This window comes from Dermacoccus sp. 147Ba (genome assembly GCF_004151355.1).
In the GTDB taxonomy this organism is placed as follows: Bacteria; Actinomycetota; Actinomycetes; order Actinomycetales; family Dermatophilaceae; genus Dermacoccus; species Dermacoccus abyssi.
Genome location: NZ_SEHL01000003.1, coordinates 1 through 16,865, shown reverse-complemented (window position 1 = coordinate 16,865; position 16,865 = coordinate 1). Strand labels below are relative to the sequence as shown.

Sequence of the window (16,865 nt, the reverse complement as noted above, 5' to 3'; positions counted from 1 at the left end):
CGCGCTGAGCGACCCCGCTGTGACCGGCGCCGCTGACGCCGACGTCAGGTACGACTATCCTGAAATTCCAACGTGATCCACGCGCATTCCTCGATTAAACGGATGGACTTCATGACCTCTCGCCTCGCCCTCGTCACCGGGGCCACCGGATACGTCGGCGGCCAGGTGGCCGCTGAACTCGTCGAGCGGGGATGGCGCGTGCGCGTGCTCAGCCGCAGCGAGAAGAAGGTGCGTGCGCTGCCGTGGGGCGAGCACGTCGAGGTCGTCGAGGGTGACGCGTCCGAGGCCTCCGACGTCGCGCGCGCCATGGAGGACGTCGACGTCGCCTGGTACCTGCTGCACTCGATGAGCACGTCCGACGACTTCGTCTCCGAGGAGAAGGAGATGGCCTCGACGTTCGCCGACGCCGCCCGCGACGCCGGCGTCTCGCGCATCGTCTACCTCGGTGGCCTGCACCCGGACGACGAGGACGTCGAGCAGTTGTCCGACCACCTGCGCTCGCGCGTCGAGGTGGGCCACGTGCTCATCGACTCCGGCGTTCCGACGGCGGCGCTGCAGGCGGGCGTCGTCATCGGCGACGAGTCGTCGTCATTCATCATGCTGCGCAACCTCAGCGAGCGGCTGCCCGGCGCGATCGCGCCGAAGTGGATCAAGAACCGCATCCAGCCGATCGCCGTCGCCGACGCCGTGCACTATCTCGTCGGTGCCGCCGACCTGCCCGCCGACGTCAGCCGCACCTTCGACATCGGCGGCCCCGAACCGATGCCGTACGGCGACATGATGAAGCGCTACGCGAAGGCGACGAAGCGCTGGCTGCCGCGCATCGTGGGCACGGCGCCGGTGACGACTGCCGGACTCGCCGGGCACTGGATCGGCCTCGTGACGCCCATCTCCAGCAGCCTGGCGGCGCCGCTCATCGGCAGCCTGCAGCACGACACCGTCGTCCACGAACGCGACCTCGACGACCTCGTCGGCGCACCTCCGGGCGGTCACACGTCGTTCGAGGATGCCGTGCGCGCGGCCGTGAAGGACCTCGACACCTCGCGCTGGGTACGCACGCTCGGGCTGACGTCCGCCGCCGTCGCCGCGACCGCCGTCGCCGGCTCGCTGCTGACCGACCCGAAGTCGACGTGGTACCGCACGCTGCGCAAGCCGGCGATCCAGCCGCCGCCCGCCGCGTTCCCGATCGTGTGGAGCGCGCTCTACACCGATCTCGCGCTCATCTCGAGCCTGACGATCGCCGACCTCGCCGAGACGGGCCGCACCAAGGAACAGCGCGCGTACATCGCGGCGCTCGCCGCGAACCTGGCCCTCAACGTCGGCTGGAACGGCACGTTCTTCGCCGCGAAGAAGCTGCGTCCGGCGGTGCTGGAGGCTGCGGTGCTCGCCGCCAGTTCGGCCGACCTCGTGCGCCGCGCGCACAAGGCGTCGCCGGAGAAGGGCGTCGTGCTCGCGCCGTACGCGGCGTGGACGGGGTTCGCCACCGTCCTCAGCGCCGTCATCGCCCGTCGTAACCCGGGACGCTGATGGCGACATCGCACCGCTCACCTCGCCACGTCTTCGGCGCCGCGCTCGCAGGGGCACGCGACGTCGAACTACGTGACGCCGGGGCCGATCCCGTGCCCGAGCATCGTCTCGGGGCGACGCGGGTCATCATCGGCGCGACGGGCGTCGCGGCCGCCGTCGCCCTCTCGTGGTCGCTCAATCTCGAGCCGGGGCAGGCCCTGTTCTACCCGGCGACGTTCCTCGTCTCCGTCATCTACGGAGCGGGGATCTTCGCGGCCGGCCGGGTCGGCGCGACCAGGCTGCGCTGGCGCGCTGACGGACGCGAACTGCTCGAGGCGTTCGGCATCGGCATCGCGCTGGCGCTGTTGTTCGTCGTCGGCGCGTTTCTCGTGCGCTTCATCCCGGCGCTGCGCGACCCCGTCTCGCACCTGCTCGACCATGCCCGCAAGGGCAGCCTGCCGATCGTCGCACTGACGACGGCCGTCAACGGCATCGCCGAGGAGGCGTTCTACCGAGGCGGGCTCTGGCGCGTGCTGTCGCCGAGGAAGCGCGTGCTGTGGACGACGGTCGCCTACACGGCCGTCACGGCCCTGACCGGCATTCCGCTGCTCGCACTCGCCGCGGCGATGCTCGGCTTCGTCGTCGCCGTGCTGCGTCAGCAGTCGGGCTCGCTCGCGGGGCCGATCGTCACGCACCTGACGTGGTCGATGCTCATGCTGTTCGTCCTGCCGCACGTCGTGTAGTGAGATCGGCAGCCCGACGCCCTTGACGTGGGGTGTCCCCCCGCTGCGATCTACGGTGGAAGTCAACCTGTGGTGCCAGGCTGGCACTCAGCGCGGCGTTGGGGGACGGTCGCGGCGGATCTCGAGCGATACGCCCCGTCGTCAGACTGAGCGTCAGCGATTTTCGCCGACATCGCGTCGGCAGCGACGCGATGTCGGGGAACATCACGACGAGGGGCGCTCCCCAGCGTCAGCACGAATGTCATCGTCAGCGCCACCGTCGGCAAAGATGATCCTGACGGGCCCGCGAGCTGTCTCGTCGACGGCCTTGCCCTCCTGGGTGACGAGCACCTCGCCGGCCGCTCGCATTCGATGCGCCACGGCGCGGACGGCGGGCATGAGGTCGCGCCACCCGTCATCGCCGTTCGTCGCATCGCCGCCCCCGGTGGTGGTCGACTCGCCTCCGACTCGGGTCGCCGTCCCGTGGCCACTCGCCTTCGAAATACCGTCGCCATGGAAGTCAGTGTGCGCGCCGTTGCCGACCACGCGCGCGACGTCGCTGGGGCAGATGCTCTTGCCGGCGCGATGACGCAGCAGCGCGCGGATCGTCGCTTCGATGCGGACGTCGCGTTCGTCGTCGGACGGAGTAGTCCACCATTCGTAGCCCCGCTCGCCGAGAGCGATCTTGGCCTCCTGCACGCGCGGTCGGGCGTGCTCGGCGTCCGTGCGCACGAGGCGACGGGCGGCCATCAGTTCGTCGACGAGTTCTTGCCGTAGCTTCGGCGGGATGCCGGGGTCGGACGCGCGCCAGCGTCGACCGTTCACCACGATGTAGCGACCGTCCGGGGTGCGCTCGGGTTCACTCACCCACCCACTGTGACGGCCCACGCCGCCGCGTGTCCACCGGAGCACGTCTGACATGCCCGAGCCGACGAAGACGGGTCTGCCTCGCTCCGCCTCCCCGGGGCCTGGCTCCTGTCGGCGGCACCGTCTGACTGCACATGCGCGATGCACTTGTCAGGCCGAGGGACGATCGTTGCCCGGATTCGCGTCGAACATGACGCGAATCCGGGCAACGACGATCCGTCAACGGGCGAGCCGGCGGGTAGGGTGACGGCGCCCGCCCTCGGTCGCGTTCACTGTGTCGTGCTCAGTGTCGTAGCCGATGAGATCGCGTCCAGGAGAAGCAATGCTTCGTGTCGCGTCGGTTCCGGCCGATCACCCCTACGTCGCGCATCTCTCCCCGACCGGCGAGACACCAGGCGACGGGTGCGACGAGGTGATCCGCCTGCCCGACCCGCCCGTCATCGCTGACGACGGCTCGACGCGCTGGTGGCCGCCGCGCATCCTCGATCCGGCCTGGCTACGCGAGCATGCCGGCGAGTTCGACGTGCTGCACGTCCTCTTCGGGTTCGAGTCGTTCAGCCCTGAGCACCTGCGCGAGGTCGTCGACGTGGCGCACGAGCTGGGCAAGGGCGTCGTCGTCACGGTGCACGACCTGCGCAACCCGCACATCGAGGACCCGGCGGCGCAGCTCAGCCGACTCGACGCGCTCGTGCCGGCGGCTGACGCCGTCATCACGCTGACCCAGGGCGCGGCTGAATCCTGTCCACATTCGGGCACACCGCAAGGCTCAATGCGGCGACGCCAGGGACAACGACGTAGGGGTCCACTCGACGAGGCCTTCGTCGGCGAACGCCTGCAACCAGCCCTCCATCGGCCAGGTGCCCCACCGCTCGCGGTAGAGGTTCGCGTTGCGCACGATGTCGACGACGTGATGGCGCGGCGGGTTCGCGCTCGGATGCCACTGATGCAACGCGTGCGCGCCGCCGACCCACGCCATCCGCAGGCCCGCGTCACGGGCCCGCATGCCGAAGTCGGTGTCCTCCGCGCCGTACCCGACGTACCGCTCGTCGAAACCGCCGCACGCGCGCCAGGCGTCGGCATCGAGCGCAAACGCGAGCGACCACAGGAGACGATGGTCGTCGTCGACCTCGACCGCACCCGACGACGGCGCGGGGCGCGCAGCATGCGGAGCGACGAAACGTCTCGCAGCCGCCGGGAATTCACCGTCGAGACGATCGTCCTCCCCCAGATACGTGACGATGCCGTTGAGCACGGCACGCTCGCCGCGAGCATCGAGCTGACACTGCGCGTCACGCGACGCATCGACGAAACCGGGCAGGGGGACGCAGTCGACATCGAGGAAGACGATGAGTTCCGCGCCATCATCGAGTGCCGCCGTCGCGCCGACGTTGCGGGCCCGCGCGGTCGGCATGCCCAGCGGGTGATCGTCGAGGGGCACGATGCTGACGCTCTCACCCATGACGCCCGCCACGTGCAGGTCGTCACCCAGATCAGGCATGTCGACGGCGACGATGACGTGTCGTACGTCGGGCGCCACCTCGTCGAGGAACCGTCGCTGATTGACGAGGTGCTCGAGACGCCCCCGCACCGGAGTGACGACGGCGACGGGCAGCGTCCGGCCCGACCCCATGTCGGTCATCACTGCAGCGTCCCATCTCCGAGTGCGGGCGCCTCGGCGCCGGTAGCGGCTGGCCAGCCGGAGCCGCCCTCGACGACTCCACGCGCCGCGCCCCCGGCTTCGCGGACGCCTCGCTCTGCGACACCTGCGCGCGCAACATCGTCGATGCCATGTCTGCTCCCACGCACAGCACCTCCCAGATCGTCGGCGTCAGTTCCAGCAGCTAGGTCAGCGACGCCCCCGCGCGCTGCGGCTTCGATGACGTCAGCCGCGCGGTCAACAGCGCCGTCGACGCACCAGCGCGCCCACGCACGTCCTGTCGATCGCTCGTCGTCCCCGGCGAGGACTTCACGGATGCCGGCAGCGACCTCGTCAGCGGTCGCACCCAGAGTCAGCCCGCGCGCGATGCCGGCGTCGTCAAGAGCACGAGCCATGTCGGCCTGCTCGTCGAACGGACGCTCCTGCGGCACGACGACGGCAGGAACACCGAAGGCAGCGACGTCCGCAAGAGCGTTCTGCCCCGCGTGGGTGACGACGACGTCAGCCGTCGCGAGCAGAACCTCGACGGGGTGGTCGGCGTCGGGCGTCCGCCAATGGACCTGCGGCACAGCGCGTTCGACGGCGCCCGGAAGCTCAGCGTCGTCCCAGCCCTCGCCGCCGACGAGGAGCACGCCACGCAACCTTGGTATCTCTTGCGCGACCCGCGATCTCGCGTCCGAGAAGGCCCCTCTCGGCATGCCCGCCGAAAGGCCATCCGGAACGTTCACCGCAGCACCGTCAGAATCGCTGCCCGCCAAGGCATCTGACGAGGCCCCTCGCCGTGCGCCCAGCGAAGGGCCTCCCGCAGCGTCTATTGCTGCACCGCCGGATCCGGCGCCCGGTGCAGTGCTCTGCGAGACGTCCGCCGCGACGCCGCAGCCGCCGGCATCGCGGTAACTGGCCGCCCGCGGGCCTGACGCAACACTTTCTGAGGAGTTCGGGGAGGGACATGCCGACGAACCACCGCCCGCAGCGTTCGGCCCCGCAGCATGACCCGCGAAGCGCGACAGGCCACCGACTTCGACCGTCTTGTCGCGATGGCGTTCGAGGTGCGGCGCGACGTCGAGCCGCGCCGGCCAGGGCGCCAGCACAGCCGCCGCCAGGTCGAACGCCAGCGCATGCGGTGCGTCGTCGCGTCGCCCGGGCTGAGCCACGACGACGACGGGGACGCCGAGCAGCCGCACGAGAGCGGTCACCTCGACGGAGACGTCGACGACGACGACGTCCGGGCGCGCCTGCGTCACCCACGCCGCGATCTGCGCCGAACGCTCGGCGTAGCCACCGCCGAGCGGAGCCCAGTGCAGACGCCCACCCGCATCGGGGTCGACGAACGGTGCATCCGCTTCATCGGCATCCGACGCGAGCGCGACCTGATCCCCGTCGGGCAGTGCGCCGCTGCCGAGATAGGTGATGACGTGCCCGCGCCGCGTCAGTTCGGCGCCGATGACGCCCGCCCGCGTCGCGTGCCCCCGCCCGTGATGGTGCACGTAGTAACCGATGCGCATCACGACATCGCCCCTGTCGCGTCCGGTTGGGCGCCGCCTGAGACGCTGTCGCCCGAAAGGCTCCCCGGGAGCAACGGACGGTCCGCAACGTCACTGCCCGTGCCGTTCTGCGCGCTCACGCCCGGACGAACCCCGGCTGAAGGCTTCATGTCCTCACGGATGACGAGCCGCCGCGCGTCGGCGTCGCTCGGGAGCGGGTCCAGCGGTGTGTGACGTTCGACGGATCGCGCGCCCGACGCAGGCTGCGAACGGCGCGCCGCGTCAGCCGCCTCCGTCAGCACCGCGAGATGCCCGTCGATGCAGGCATCGAGAGAGAAATGGCGGACGGCGCACTCGCGCACCGCCGCGCGGTCGAGAGCGTCGAGTTCGGTGACGGCAGAGGCAAGTCGGGCGACGAGCACGTCGTCGGGCGCCGCCGTCACGGCTCCTGCCGGGATCTCAGACGAATCCACGACCGGATTCGTCGCCGCGTCGACGAGGACACCCATGTCCGGTCGCACCACCTCGACGAGACCACCTCGTGCGAGGGCGATGACGGGCGTCCCGCACATCGCGCCCTCGACGGCGACGAGGCCGAACGGCTCATCCCATGCCGGTGTGACGAACAACGCGTCGCTCCGCCCGACGACCTTCGCGACCTCATCTGGCCGCACCGCGCCGAGATGCTCGACGTCGCCCCCGAGCCGCGGCGCGATCTGCGCCTCGAAGTACGCCGCATCGCTGACCGGCCCGACGAGAGCCAGCCGTCGCCCGGCCATCCGCGCCGCATCGATCGCGAGATGCGGCGCCTTCTCCGGCGTGATCCGACCGACCCAGGCGAGACGGCCGTCGTCAGCGCCCGGCCCGAGGACGAAACGCGACTCGTCGACACCGTTCGCCACGACCTGCCGCGTCACCGTCGACCATTGCGCCGCGAGGGCTTTCGACACCGCGACGAACCGCGACGCCGGCGAGGCGAGGGCAGCGCCGAGCTCCATCCACGGAAACGGCGGCGTATGCAACGTCGTGACGACCGGCGCGTCGTAAGCGCGCGACAGCGACATCGGCAGGTGGTGCAGGCTGTGGTTGGCGACGACGTCGAGCTCACCGGCACGATCCCGGCGCGCCAGTTCGGCGGCCGCGAACGTGAACGCGTGATGGTCGTCGAGAAACGGCTTCTCCGGCAGCTGCGGGTCGAGCGCGGCAACCGCCGAGAACCGCGGCAGCGCCGGGTACGCCACGACCTCGTCGGCCACATCGGCCGGCGTCCCCTCGGCCGCGAACAGCACGACGTGGTGGCCGCGCCGACGGAACCCGGCGACGAGCGCCGCCGTCAGCGATTCCTGGCCGCCGGCGAACGGCTCGCTCAACGGGTTGCGGTTCGTGGCGAGCACGGCGATGCGCAGCGACGTCATGCGACTCCTCCTCGCAGGTTGGCCAGATACGTCGCGAACCCGCCGACAGCTCGCCCGTCGAGACGGCTCGACGTGACGACGCGCGCGTCATCGGCCGCCCGCACGAGGCGCTCGTCCTCGGCGCGCAGCCGCTCGACGAGGTCTACGTCCTCGTGCAGCGACAGCGGCGCGAACCCGCCGACCCGCAGGTACGCAGAAGCGCGCACACCGAGATTCGCGCCGTGCACGTGAGGATGCCCCTCCCGCAGATGGTGTCGTTCCATCCACTCTGCGCGCCGCGCGCCGGTGAGAGCCGCGTCCGGTTCGACGGTGCCGACGTACGCGTCGGCGCCGGCGTTGGCCGTCGCGATGTGGGCGCTCAGCCAGTGCGGCGGGACGTGCGTGTCGGCGTCGGTCGAGGCGAGCCACAGCGCGTCGGCATCGATTCCGTCACGTTCCGCCCATTCGAGCGCGCAGCGCACTCCCGCGGCACGCGCTCGCCCGACGCTCCCCGCCGTGACGACGAGCGGCTCCACGCTGAACTGCCCGCGGTGCGCCGCCGCGCCCGCGAAGGCACGCACGATGGCCTCGCTGTCGTCGGTGCACGTGTCGAGGACGATGCACGCACGCAACGTCATCGCCGGCGCGAGATGAGCAACCTCGACGAGCGCTCGTTCGAGCGCCGTGAGGCAGTGCGGAAGCGCCTGCTCTTCGTCACGCGCAGGCACGATGACGGTGGCGCCGGCGAGAGCAGGGCGAGGCGAACCGTCACGGCTGCGAGTGAGCGCACGTGTCACGCACGGATAGGTGCGCTCGCTCATGACCACCTCCGTCGGCCCCAGGCCTCGAGGTCGAGGGGCCCGTCTGCGGGCACGGTTTCGACGATCGGTGACGCATCCGCGGGCGATTCGACCGGCCCAGCGACCCTGTCACTTCTGCGATTTTCGTCCACATTCGTCCGATGACGGGTGCGCGCCGCCGTCACGCCGCCGCCCACCCATGGCGCGCCGTCGCACGCTGCGAGCAGACCCTCGGCATCGCGCAGAACGCACGGCTGCATGACGTCGACGATGAACTCAGCGCGCTGCAGAACGTCGTCGGACGGTTCGCCGGCGCACACGCGAGGGTCATCGGCGAGCACGTCGGGTCGGCGTTCACCGCACCAGATCCCGACGTCCGCGAGCGCGAGCCACGACTCGAGGGCGGCGTACTCGCCGCTCGGTGCCACCGTTCGCGCCGGCCGCCAGAACACGACGACGCGCGGGGCGCGCCAGATACCGTGGCGCCCCCGCACGTTTGGCTGTGGAATGCGGGCAGCGAGCGCGAGTTGCTCGCCCTCCTTGAGCTGCGCGAGATCGGCTCGCTCCCCCGCGTCGGGGCCGTCGTGCCAGGCCACCGCGGCCGACGCATGACGCAGGGCGACGCCGGTGTTCCAGGCGCGATAGGCGAGATCCCAGTCTTCGCCGCCGTACCCGACGAGGCTCTCGTCGAACCCGTCGAGACGTTCGAACGCGTCGCGCGTCATGCCCATGACGGCGCTGATGACGAGTCGCCAGTCGCCGTCGCCGGCGTCACGCAGGTCGTTCGTGCGCGCGTAGCCGTCGCGCAGCCACTGGGGTGCGGCGAGGACGTCACCGTCGGCCGGCGCCTCAGGATCGGTTGCCGCACACCAGGACACGACGTCGTCACCCCGCGCAGCGACGGCGCTGAGATCGGCATGCCGACGGGCTCCGACGACGAGGGCGCCGGCGCCCGGCGCCTCGCGCGACGCCTCTCGCAAGGCGTCGACCATCGCGGCACAGTAGCCGGGCGTCGGCACGGTGTCGCCGTCGAGGAAGAGGACGAACGGTGACGACCCGGCGCGCGCGCCGAGATTGCGCACCGCCGCGGCGCGGAAGCCCTCGTTCGCCTGTCGCAGGAGCGTGACGCCGTCGGGGACGCTCGGCGGGGTGGCTGAACCGTCATCCGCGACGACGATGTGGAGGCGCAGCGACGAATCATCTTGCGCCGCCAGGGAATCCAGAACCCATCGCAGACGCTGTGGGTCCTCGAAATGCGTGACGACGACGTCGACGTCGTGTCCGTCACCCACGCTCAGGTCAGCCCCTTGCTCGCCCGCGCGAGCGTTCGCGTTCACCCGACACCACCCAGGGGCGTCAGGTGCGCGGCGAGCAGTTCGCTCTGGCGACGCGCGGCGTCCGGCGTCGTGAGCAAGCCGGGATGCGACGGGTTCGTCACGGTCACCATCGGGTCGCTCAGCGCCGCCCGGGCGGCATCGACGAGCACATCGATCACACCATCACGATCGCCCGATTCGCCTGCACCAGTAGAAGCTTCGACGACCGCCACCGACCCGGGTGCCGTCGTCGACAGTTCGGCGACCCACGGCGTGGCCAGCGTGATCGGCCGGCGACCGGCGGCGATCCATCGGCCGATCGAACCCGACGCGGAGATGTGACGGTAGGCCGCGAGCGGCACGGCGATCGTCGCGATCGCGGCGTCCATCTCGTCCTCGCTCAGGTGCCCGAGAACGCGCAGTTCGATTCCGCGCGCGTTCGCGGCGCGGCGCAAGTCATCGACGAAGTCCTCGTGCCCCTCGACCACCGCGCCGAGCATGACGAGGTCGCGACCCAGCGCCGCGGCAACATTGAGCGCCAACTGCGGATCCTTGCCCGGATGGACGAACCCGAGGACGCCGACGGGCGCGTCATCGCCCAGGGCGAGCACCGCGTCGCCCGCCGCAGTTGCACTCGGTCGTGCATCGACCGGCAACGTGGCGACACCGACGCCAGCGACATCGGCGTCGCCGAAACCCCGAGCGGCGCTGTCAGCGTCACCGGCAGGCGCCGCGACGACGTCACCCAGCATCGCGCGCTCGGCCTCGCTGCACACCTGAACAGACGCGGCGGCCGCGACGATGCGCGCATACAGCGCAGCGCGACGTTCGTAGCGCGCCTGCCCCTCGGCGGGCTGCGGAATGTCGTGAAGCGTGACGTGCACGGGCCGTGCGGCGCCCTCGATCGCGCGCACCCCGGCTTCGATCGCCCGGTGGTCGGCGCCGAGCAGCGCGTCGGTGAGGTGAACATGCACGGGCCCGGCATCGTCCGCGAGGTACGCCGCGAGGTCACGCGCGCCGGTCCCCACGTCGAGCATCGACGTGCGGCGCGCACCGGCGAGAGCCGCCCCGTGGCGCGTCACCCCGTGCTCGGGCGGGCCGAGCAGGAGGTGGTCGACGGTTGCAGCCGCATCACCCGATGCAACGTGCGCGCTGCGGGGGTCCTCAGCGGCAGTGCTCGCCGGGCGCGTCGTCGTCATCCTCGTATTGTCATGTGCGACGGCGCTTCTCGTCATCTTGACGTCTGTCGGATGTTCGAACGCATCGCCGCTCGGTGCGGCGCTCACACGTCACCGTCCACGATCTCGAGCAACGTCGCATGTCGACGCACCGCGTCCGCGAGTGCCTGCGGGTGCTCGGCGTACCACGCGGCGTGGGCGGCGACGAGCTCGTCCTCGCCCACCGCCTGACCGCGCACCTGCCACACGCGGGCGACGTCGTCATCGCTCATCCGCACCTGCGCGAGCGCGGCGGCGCGCTCGTCCATCGGCGCGACGAGGGCGCCGAGCAGCGACCGGCCAGGGTCGTACTCGCGGGGTGCGCCGAGGTCGAGGGCGGCCGCGATGCGGTCGGCGACCTCGACGAGGACGTCGTTCGTCGGGTGGTTGATGACGTGGACGCTGCGCCGTCCAGGGCGCGTGAGGGCATCACGAATGTCGACGGCGCCGTGCGCCTCGATGCGCCGCGTCAGCTCGGCGAGGGATGCGTCGCGCAGGGCACCGACGGCGCGCTCGTCGAGCTGCGGCAGGTCGGCGCTCGTCACACGAGCCGCGTGGTCACCCGCTCGGCGGCACGCCGCGATGACGCGCAGATCGTGATACGGCACGATCGGCGGCTCGCCCGCGGGCGTGCGGACGATGACCTGCGCCGGGTGCAGCCCCGCCCACCGCATGACGGGCACGATCGTCGACCTGACGTGCGGCGCCGCCGTGAACAGTTCTTCCGTGCCGACGGGCAGGCCGCGATACCCGGGGGCGACGGGTTGTGTGACGAGGTACTGGGCCTGCGCGAGGGTGCGATGCAGGTGCGGCACGTCATCGGCGACCAGTTCGTGCGCCGGGACGAGGCGGATCGTGCGGATGCGGTCGCCGTACCGACCGTCGAGAAGTACGCGCAGCGACTCCGCCTGGCAGTTGCCGTGGACGACGAGCACCGGGCGGCCCTCAGGATCGGCCGTCGGCACGGGGTCGGTGAGACCGTAGAACTCGCCGTAGTGCAGGTTGCGAGGCGTCGCCTCGACGGCAGGCACTGTCATGAGGCCTCTCCTTCGACGTCATCTCTGGCACTTTCGCCGCTGACGGCGCCAATGCCGCGCTCGCCGTCAGCCGACGAATGTGGACGAAAATCGCCGGTGTGGACAGGATTCGCCGATGTGGACGGGATTCGCAGGACGGCGCGGGTGTCGCGCGACACGGGGGTCGTTGCGGCGGTTGGGGCATCGCCGTTGCTCGGGCGAGCGACCACGATGGCGACGTCGTCGTCTTCGTAACGCGCGAGCGTCGGCCACACGAGGCGCACCTGCTCATCGACGAGACGCCCGTCGAGGGGGATGTCACGCGTCGGGTGCAGCCAGTTCGCCACGACGACGACACCGTCATCGCGCAGCAGTGCGTCGATGCCGGCGAGGGTCGCCAGCAGCGTCGCGCCGTCGAGGAAGTAGCCGATCTCGCTCAGCACGACGGTGTCGAACCGCTGCCCTTCGTCGGCGAGTTCATCGAGCACAGAAGGCAGTTCGGCGTGGCGCCAGTCGACGCCGTCGACGTCACGTCGACGAGCGCGCGCCAGCGCCTGGGCGCTCCCGTCGACCGCGACCACGCCGTCGGCGCGCTCGGCGAGCACCTGCGTCAGGACGCCCGTGGAGCATCCGAGATCGAGCACGCGCCCGAGATGCTCTTCAGGCAGCATCGCCTCGATGAGGGCACGGCGACGCCGCTCGTACCAGCGCGTCTCGACACCCCACGGGTCGTCGCTGCCCTCGAACATCGCGTCGAAGGATGCCGCCGGCGTGCGTCCATCATCGGACGAGGCGACGCGGGGCAGCGCGCCGTCGGGGTCGAAGAGTGTCTCGACGAGACGTTCGAAGTGGGCGAGGACGCCGGCGTCGAGCATCGCAGGCTCGGCTGCGGGGCGCGCGAACGTCCCGATCTGTGACGAGTACGCCGCGATGGCTGCGCGTTTGCGCTGGAGCGAGGCGACGTCGGGGACAGCGAGAACGCTTCTCTCCCAGACTAATTCGGCAACCGACGATGGGTCGCCCCAGTGCCACCACCACAACGGATAGCTGACGCACGCCGCCCCGAGCTGCGCCGCGACGTCACGCGCCACGGCTCCGCACGTGTCGTGGTCGATGTGCGCATCTGCCTCCGCCGGGGCGACGACGAGCACCCGCTCAGTTCCCGACCCACGCACCGGCGTCATCGACGGCGCCACCGTCGAGGTCACATCGGTGGCTGCGTCATCGCAGCCGACCGCTCTCGAGGGCGACTGGTCCGACACCGTGGATGCCTCCGCCGCAGTTACCTGCACGACGCGCTCCAGCGCAGCGGCCAGCTCGGCACGGTGGTCAGCGACGCGGCCGTCAGGTAGCGCAAGGCGCTCAACCCGCCCGAGCGCGCCGCCGAGCAGCACACCGAGAGCGTCGTCGAACTCGCGACGACGGACTTCGCGGACGACCTCGAATGTCAATCCCGTTGCCGCAGAGTGCGATCCCTCGCCGTCGGTGACGAGGGCGACGTCTACGGCCAACCCCGCGTCCGCGAGCATCGCCAAGAATGCGCCGACGGCGAGGGTCTCGTCGTCGGGGTGAGCCGCGACGACGACGACGCGGCTGTACCGGGCAGCGAGGGCTTCGACGTCGAGGTGCCCGAGCGACGCCCATGGCGTCCCTCGCAACCATGTGCGTTCGCTCGTGCCGGGCTCCCGCGACGACCACGAGGCCGGCGCGGCGGGCATCCCGCGCATCAGTGACGCTCCAGCGTGGCGGCGCCGATGGCGGCGAGGTCGCGTTCGGCGTGGTGCTGACGCACATAGACGCCGAGGTCGGCAACGCGCCGCGCGTGGGTCTCGTCGCTCGTCAACGGGCCGGGGCCGAGCGCGTGGCCACAGATCGTCAGCGCCTGCTCCACCGCATCGGCGACGACTGCTCGCACGCGCGACGACAACGCGAGACCCGCTGCACCGCAAGCGTTTCCACCGTCGATCGCGCGGGCTGCGTCGGCGAGCACCGCGTCGAGCAGATACGCGATGACCTCGAACCGGCCCAGATGCATGAGCGCGATCTGATCGGGTTCACGCCGCCCCGCAGCCGCACGAACCGCTGTGACGAGGCCGTCCACGCCGCCCGCCCAGACGGCGGCGACACCGATGCCACCCCACGCGAAACCGTCACGGCCGAGATAAAAACCTGGCTCCCCGACGGGCGTCGCGGGCATCGCGTCGAATGTCAGCGACGTCGAACGGATCGCGACGAGCCCACGCGACACCCAAGGCTCCTCGGCGCCACGCACCCGCGCATCCGTGAGGTCGACGGCGAACAACCGCTGTCCTTCAGGCGTACCGGCCGTCACGAGCGCATGCGACAACTGCTCACCGAGCGAGCACCACGGCTTCACCCCGTCGAGCACCCAGCCGTCACCCTCGCGACACGCGGCGAGGCCCGGCGCCCGCGCCGCGAACACACCCCAGGCGCCGTCCTCACCGCCGGGCAGCACGTCGCCCGGCGCAACCCCCGCCTCAGCGAGGATCGCAAGCGCGTCGAGGTGCGGTTCGATGACGCGCGCCGTCGTCAGGTCGAAGGCGCCGAGCGATCGGAGCGTGTCGAGATACACCGCGCTGTCGCGGCCCAACGCCGCTGCGGCGGAAGCGAACGCACCGGCAGCGGCAAGCGCCGCCCCGACGTCCCCAGCAGGGATATCGGGGCGGCACAGCACGCGAGAGGGTTCGCTCAAGCGGAGAGCTCCCGCTTCCAGAAGCGCAGCGCACGGCACGTCTCCACGAAGCCCTTTGCGCCGGTCGCGTCGCTGACGTCGACGAACCCGTCGTCCTTCTTCGACGCCACACCCGCGGCTTCGATGAGACCCGACGCGTCCGGGCCGAGGGCCAGGAACTTGTTGTGCGCGACGGCGTCCGTCACGAAGTCACGAGCCTCGGCGACCTTGCCGAGCGTCGCCGCACCGTCAGCCGACGGCAGCAGCGCGACGGCGTCGAACAGCACCGACGGCGCACCGGCGATGGCGTGATCGGCGGCGAGCTTCTCACCGTTCGACAGCGTGACGCCACCGACGGCCTTCGCGACGATCTCGACGACCGTGCCCTCGGCCTCGGCGGCCGAGCGCACCGCGGCGAGCAGGTCGGCGTCGGTTCCGTCGCTGACGACGACGCCGATCTTGCGGCCGGCGAAGCTGTCGGGTCCGTTCTTCACGATGCTCAGCGCGTTGGAGACGGGCAGGTCGTGACGCGGCGCCACCTTCGCGGGCGAGGCCTCCGGCAGCTCCATCGCGAGCTCGTCGGCGACGCGCTGCGCGAGCGACTCGTCGACGTTGCGCAGGTTGCCGAGCATGCGCGTGCGGATCTCGGGGATCTCGCACTTGCCGAGCTCGAACGCGAATGCGTCGACGATGTGCTTCTGCTCGACCTCCGTCTGGCTCTTCCAGAACTGGTTGGCCTGGCTGTAGTGGTCGGCGAACGACTCCGCACGCAGACGGCGCGCCTCACCCTCGACCTTCGTCGGGTACGTGTCCGGCTGGAACGTCGTCAGCGCACGCGGGCCACGGTCGTCACCCGAGAAACCGTTCGGCTCATAGTTGGCGCGGCCCCTCTGGTGCGCGAACTGCATGTGACCGTCACGCTGGAAGTGCGCGACGGGGCACTTCGGCGCGTTGACGGGCAGCTGCGTGTGGTTGGTCGAGCCGAGGCGCGACAGCTGCGTGTCGAGGTAGCTGAAGTTGCGGCCCTGCAGCAGCGGGTCGTTCGTGAAGTCGATGCCGGGCACGACGTTCTGCGTCATGAACGCGACCTGCTCCGTCTCGGAGAAGACGTTGTCGACGACGCGGTTGAGCGTCATCTTGCCGAGCGGGCGGATCGGGACGATCTCCTCGGGGATGATCTTCGTCGAGTCGAGCACGTCGAAGTCGAAGCTGTCGGCGAACTCGTCGTCGAACACCTGGACACCGAGCTCGTACTCGGGGAAGTCGCCGCTCTGGATCGCGTTCCACAGGTCACGACGGTGGAAGTCGGCGTCGGCGCCGTTGATCTTGACGGCCTCGTTCCAGACCACCGACTGCATGCCCTGTGCGGGCTTCCAATGGAACTTGACGAACGAGTTCTTGCCGTCGGCCGTCACGAAGCGGAAGGTGTGGACACCGAAGCCCTCCATGAAGCGGAAGCTGCGCGGAATCGCGCGGTCGCTCATCGCCCACAGGGCCATGTGCGTCGACTCGGGCATGAGGGAGATGAAGTCCCAGAACGTGTCGTGCGCGCTCGCCGCCTGCGGCCAACCGCGGTCCTGCTCCTCCTTGACCGAGTGCACGAGGTCGGGGAACTTGATCGCGTCCTGGATGAAGAAGACGGGGATGTTGTTGCCGACGAGGTCCCAGTTGCCCTCCTCGGTGTAGAACTTCGTCGCGAAGCCACGGACGTCGCGCGCGAGGTCGGCGGAGCCCATGTTGCCGGCGACCGTCGAGAAACGAACGAACGTCTCCGTCTGACGGCCCTTCTTGCCGAACAGGTAGGCGGCCGTGAGGTCGCTGTGGTCGTCGTAGCTCTCGAACACGCCGTGCGCGCCGTAGCCGCGGGCATGGACGACACGCTCCGGGATGCGCTCGTGGTCGAAGTGCATGATCTTGTCGCGGAACGCGGCGTCCTGCAGCAGCGACGGGCCGCGGTCGCCCGCACGCAGCTGGTTCTGGTCGTCGGTCATCGGAATACCCTGCGACGTCGTCATGGCGTTGCCACCGCTCACCCCCTGGTGCAGCTCGTCCCCGGTGCCGCGCGAGTCGGGGCTCGTGGTGCGCTCGTTGTCGCTCATGGCTCTCCTCATGCTGGTGGTCGTTCGATCATGGCCTCTCGACCCTATGTCGGAGAGTAAGGCCACCGCCCTCGCCGACGCCGGGCACCGCGTCG

General features: G+C 70.6%; 14 protein-coding genes. 2 read left to right on the top strand and 12 right to left on the bottom strand.

Annotation, left to right across the window (positions count from 1 at the left end):
• Nucleotides 1–111: 111 nt before the first annotated feature.
• Both EVU97_RS04550 and EVU97_RS04545 read left to right on the top strand, forming a co-directional pair.
• Nucleotides 112–1,527 carry a tryptophan-rich sensory protein gene (locus EVU97_RS04550; RefSeq protein WP_129663904.1) on the top strand — a complete coding sequence of 472 codons (1,416 nt, stop codon included), beginning with the start codon at nt 112–114 and terminating at the stop codon, nt 1,525–1,527.
• A complete protein-coding gene (locus tag EVU97_RS04545) occupies nt 1,527–2,249 on the top strand; it encodes a CPBP family intramembrane glutamic endopeptidase (protein ID WP_047310595.1) in 723 nt (240 codons plus the stop codon). The genes EVU97_RS04550 and EVU97_RS04545 overlap by 1 nt, the downstream gene beginning before the upstream one ends.
• Nucleotides 2,250–2,453: 204 nt before the next feature.
• Here the strand turns inward: EVU97_RS04545 and EVU97_RS04540 are convergent, their stop codons facing one another.
• The 12 genes from EVU97_RS04540 to EVU97_RS04485 all read right to left on the bottom strand — a co-directional run bounded on the left by EVU97_RS04540 (nt 2,454) and on the right by EVU97_RS04485 (nt 16,770).
• Entirely contained in the window at nt 2,454–3,095 is a 642-nt protein-coding gene (locus EVU97_RS04540) for a DUF3253 domain-containing protein (protein WP_240730129.1), read from the bottom strand.
• Nucleotides 3,096–3,591: 496 nt separating this feature from the next.
• A complete protein-coding gene (locus tag EVU97_RS04535) occupies nt 3,592–3,843 on the bottom strand; it encodes a hypothetical protein (RefSeq protein WP_129663900.1) in 252 nt (83 codons plus the stop codon).
• An 18-nt stretch (nt 3,844–3,861) separates the two neighbouring features.
• Nucleotides 3,862–4,734 carry a glycosyltransferase family 2 protein gene (locus EVU97_RS04530; protein ID WP_129663898.1) on the bottom strand — a complete coding sequence of 291 codons (873 nt, stop codon included), beginning with the start codon at nt 4,732–4,734 and terminating at the stop codon, nt 3,862–3,864.
• On the bottom strand, nt 4,734–6,257 hold the full coding sequence (locus EVU97_RS15200; protein WP_240730145.1) for a glycosyltransferase: 1,524 nt from the start codon (nt 6,255–6,257) through the stop codon (nt 4,734–4,736). The genes EVU97_RS04530 and EVU97_RS15200 overlap by 1 nt, the downstream gene beginning before the upstream one ends.
• A complete protein-coding gene (locus tag EVU97_RS04520; protein WP_129663896.1) occupies nt 6,257–7,651 on the bottom strand; it encodes a glycosyltransferase in 1,395 nt (464 codons plus the stop codon). The genes EVU97_RS15200 and EVU97_RS04520 overlap by 1 nt, the downstream gene beginning before the upstream one ends.
• On the bottom strand, nt 7,648–8,451 hold the full coding sequence (locus EVU97_RS04515) for a glycosyltransferase family 2 protein (protein ID WP_047311137.1): 804 nt from the start codon (nt 8,449–8,451) through the stop codon (nt 7,648–7,650). The genes EVU97_RS04520 and EVU97_RS04515 overlap by 4 nt, the downstream gene beginning before the upstream one ends.
• Nucleotides 8,448–9,722, bottom strand: a complete 1,275-nt coding sequence (locus tag EVU97_RS04510; protein ID WP_165357877.1) for a glycosyltransferase — start codon at nt 9,720–9,722, stop codon at nt 8,448–8,450. Before EVU97_RS04510 ends, EVU97_RS04515 begins: the two co-directional genes overlap by 4 nt.
• A 41-nt stretch (nt 9,723–9,763) precedes the next feature.
• The gene (locus EVU97_RS04505) at nt 9,764–10,945 is read right to left on the bottom strand and encodes a hypothetical protein (RefSeq protein ID WP_129663892.1); all 1,182 of its coding nucleotides are present in this window, start codon (nt 10,943–10,945) and stop codon (nt 9,764–9,766) included.
• An 83-nt stretch (nt 10,946–11,028) separates the two neighbouring features.
• Complete coding sequence (locus EVU97_RS04500) at nt 11,029–12,000, bottom strand: WcbI family polysaccharide biosynthesis putative acetyltransferase (RefSeq protein WP_129663890.1); 972 nt, start codon at nt 11,998–12,000, stop codon at nt 11,029–11,031.
• Nucleotides 11,997–13,706, bottom strand: a complete 1,710-nt coding sequence (locus tag EVU97_RS04495) for a PIG-L family deacetylase (protein ID WP_129663888.1) — start codon at nt 13,704–13,706, stop codon at nt 11,997–11,999. The genes EVU97_RS04500 and EVU97_RS04495 overlap by 4 nt, the downstream gene beginning before the upstream one ends.
• Nucleotides 13,706–14,692 carry an acyl-CoA/acyl-ACP dehydrogenase gene (locus EVU97_RS04490; protein WP_240730128.1) on the bottom strand — a complete coding sequence of 329 codons (987 nt, stop codon included), beginning with the start codon at nt 14,690–14,692 and terminating at the stop codon, nt 13,706–13,708. The genes EVU97_RS04495 and EVU97_RS04490 overlap by 1 nt, the downstream gene beginning before the upstream one ends.
• Nucleotides 14,689–16,770 carry a catalase gene (locus EVU97_RS04485; protein ID WP_129663884.1) on the bottom strand — a complete coding sequence of 694 codons (2,082 nt, stop codon included), beginning with the start codon at nt 16,768–16,770 and terminating at the stop codon, nt 14,689–14,691. Before EVU97_RS04485 ends, EVU97_RS04490 begins: the two co-directional genes overlap by 4 nt.
• Nucleotides 16,771–16,865: the final 95 nt, after the last annotated feature.

Excerpts from the sequence above, each read along its gene's own strand:
- EVU97_RS04550 (WP_129663904.1), top strand. The coding sequence starts at position 112 with ATGACCTCTCGCCTCGCCCTCGTCACCGGGGCCACCGGATACGTCGGC.
- EVU97_RS04545 (WP_047310595.1), top strand. The coding sequence starts at position 1,527 with ATGGCGACATCGCACCGCTCACCTCGCCACGTCTTCGGCGCCGCGCTC.
- EVU97_RS04535 (WP_129663900.1), bottom strand. The coding sequence starts at position 3,843 with ATGTGGACAGGATTCAGCCGCGCCCTGGGTCAGCGTGATGACGGCGTC.
- EVU97_RS04530 (WP_129663898.1), bottom strand. The coding sequence starts at position 4,734 with ATGACCGACATGGGGTCGGGCCGGACGCTGCCCGTCGCCGTCGTCACT.
- EVU97_RS15200 (WP_240730145.1), bottom strand. The coding sequence starts at position 6,257 with ATGCGCATCGGTTACTACGTGCACCATCACGGGCGGGGGCACGCGACG.
- EVU97_RS04520 (WP_129663896.1), bottom strand. The coding sequence starts at position 7,651 with ATGACGTCGCTGCGCATCGCCGTGCTCGCCACGAACCGCAACCCGTTG.
- EVU97_RS04515 (WP_047311137.1), bottom strand. The coding sequence starts at position 8,451 with ATGAGCGAGCGCACCTATCCGTGCGTGACACGTGCGCTCACTCGCAGC.
- EVU97_RS04505 (WP_129663892.1), bottom strand. The coding sequence starts at position 10,945 with ATGACGACGACGCGCCCGGCGAGCACTGCCGCTGAGGACCCCCGCAGC.
- EVU97_RS04500 (WP_129663890.1), bottom strand. The coding sequence starts at position 12,000 with ATGACAGTGCCTGCCGTCGAGGCGACGCCTCGCAACCTGCACTACGGC.
- EVU97_RS04495 (WP_129663888.1), bottom strand. The coding sequence starts at position 13,706 with ATGCGCGGGATGCCCGCCGCGCCGGCCTCGTGGTCGTCGCGGGAGCCC.
- EVU97_RS04485 (WP_129663884.1), bottom strand. The coding sequence starts at position 16,770 with ATGAGCGACAACGAGCGCACCACGAGCCCCGACTCGCGCGGCACCGGG.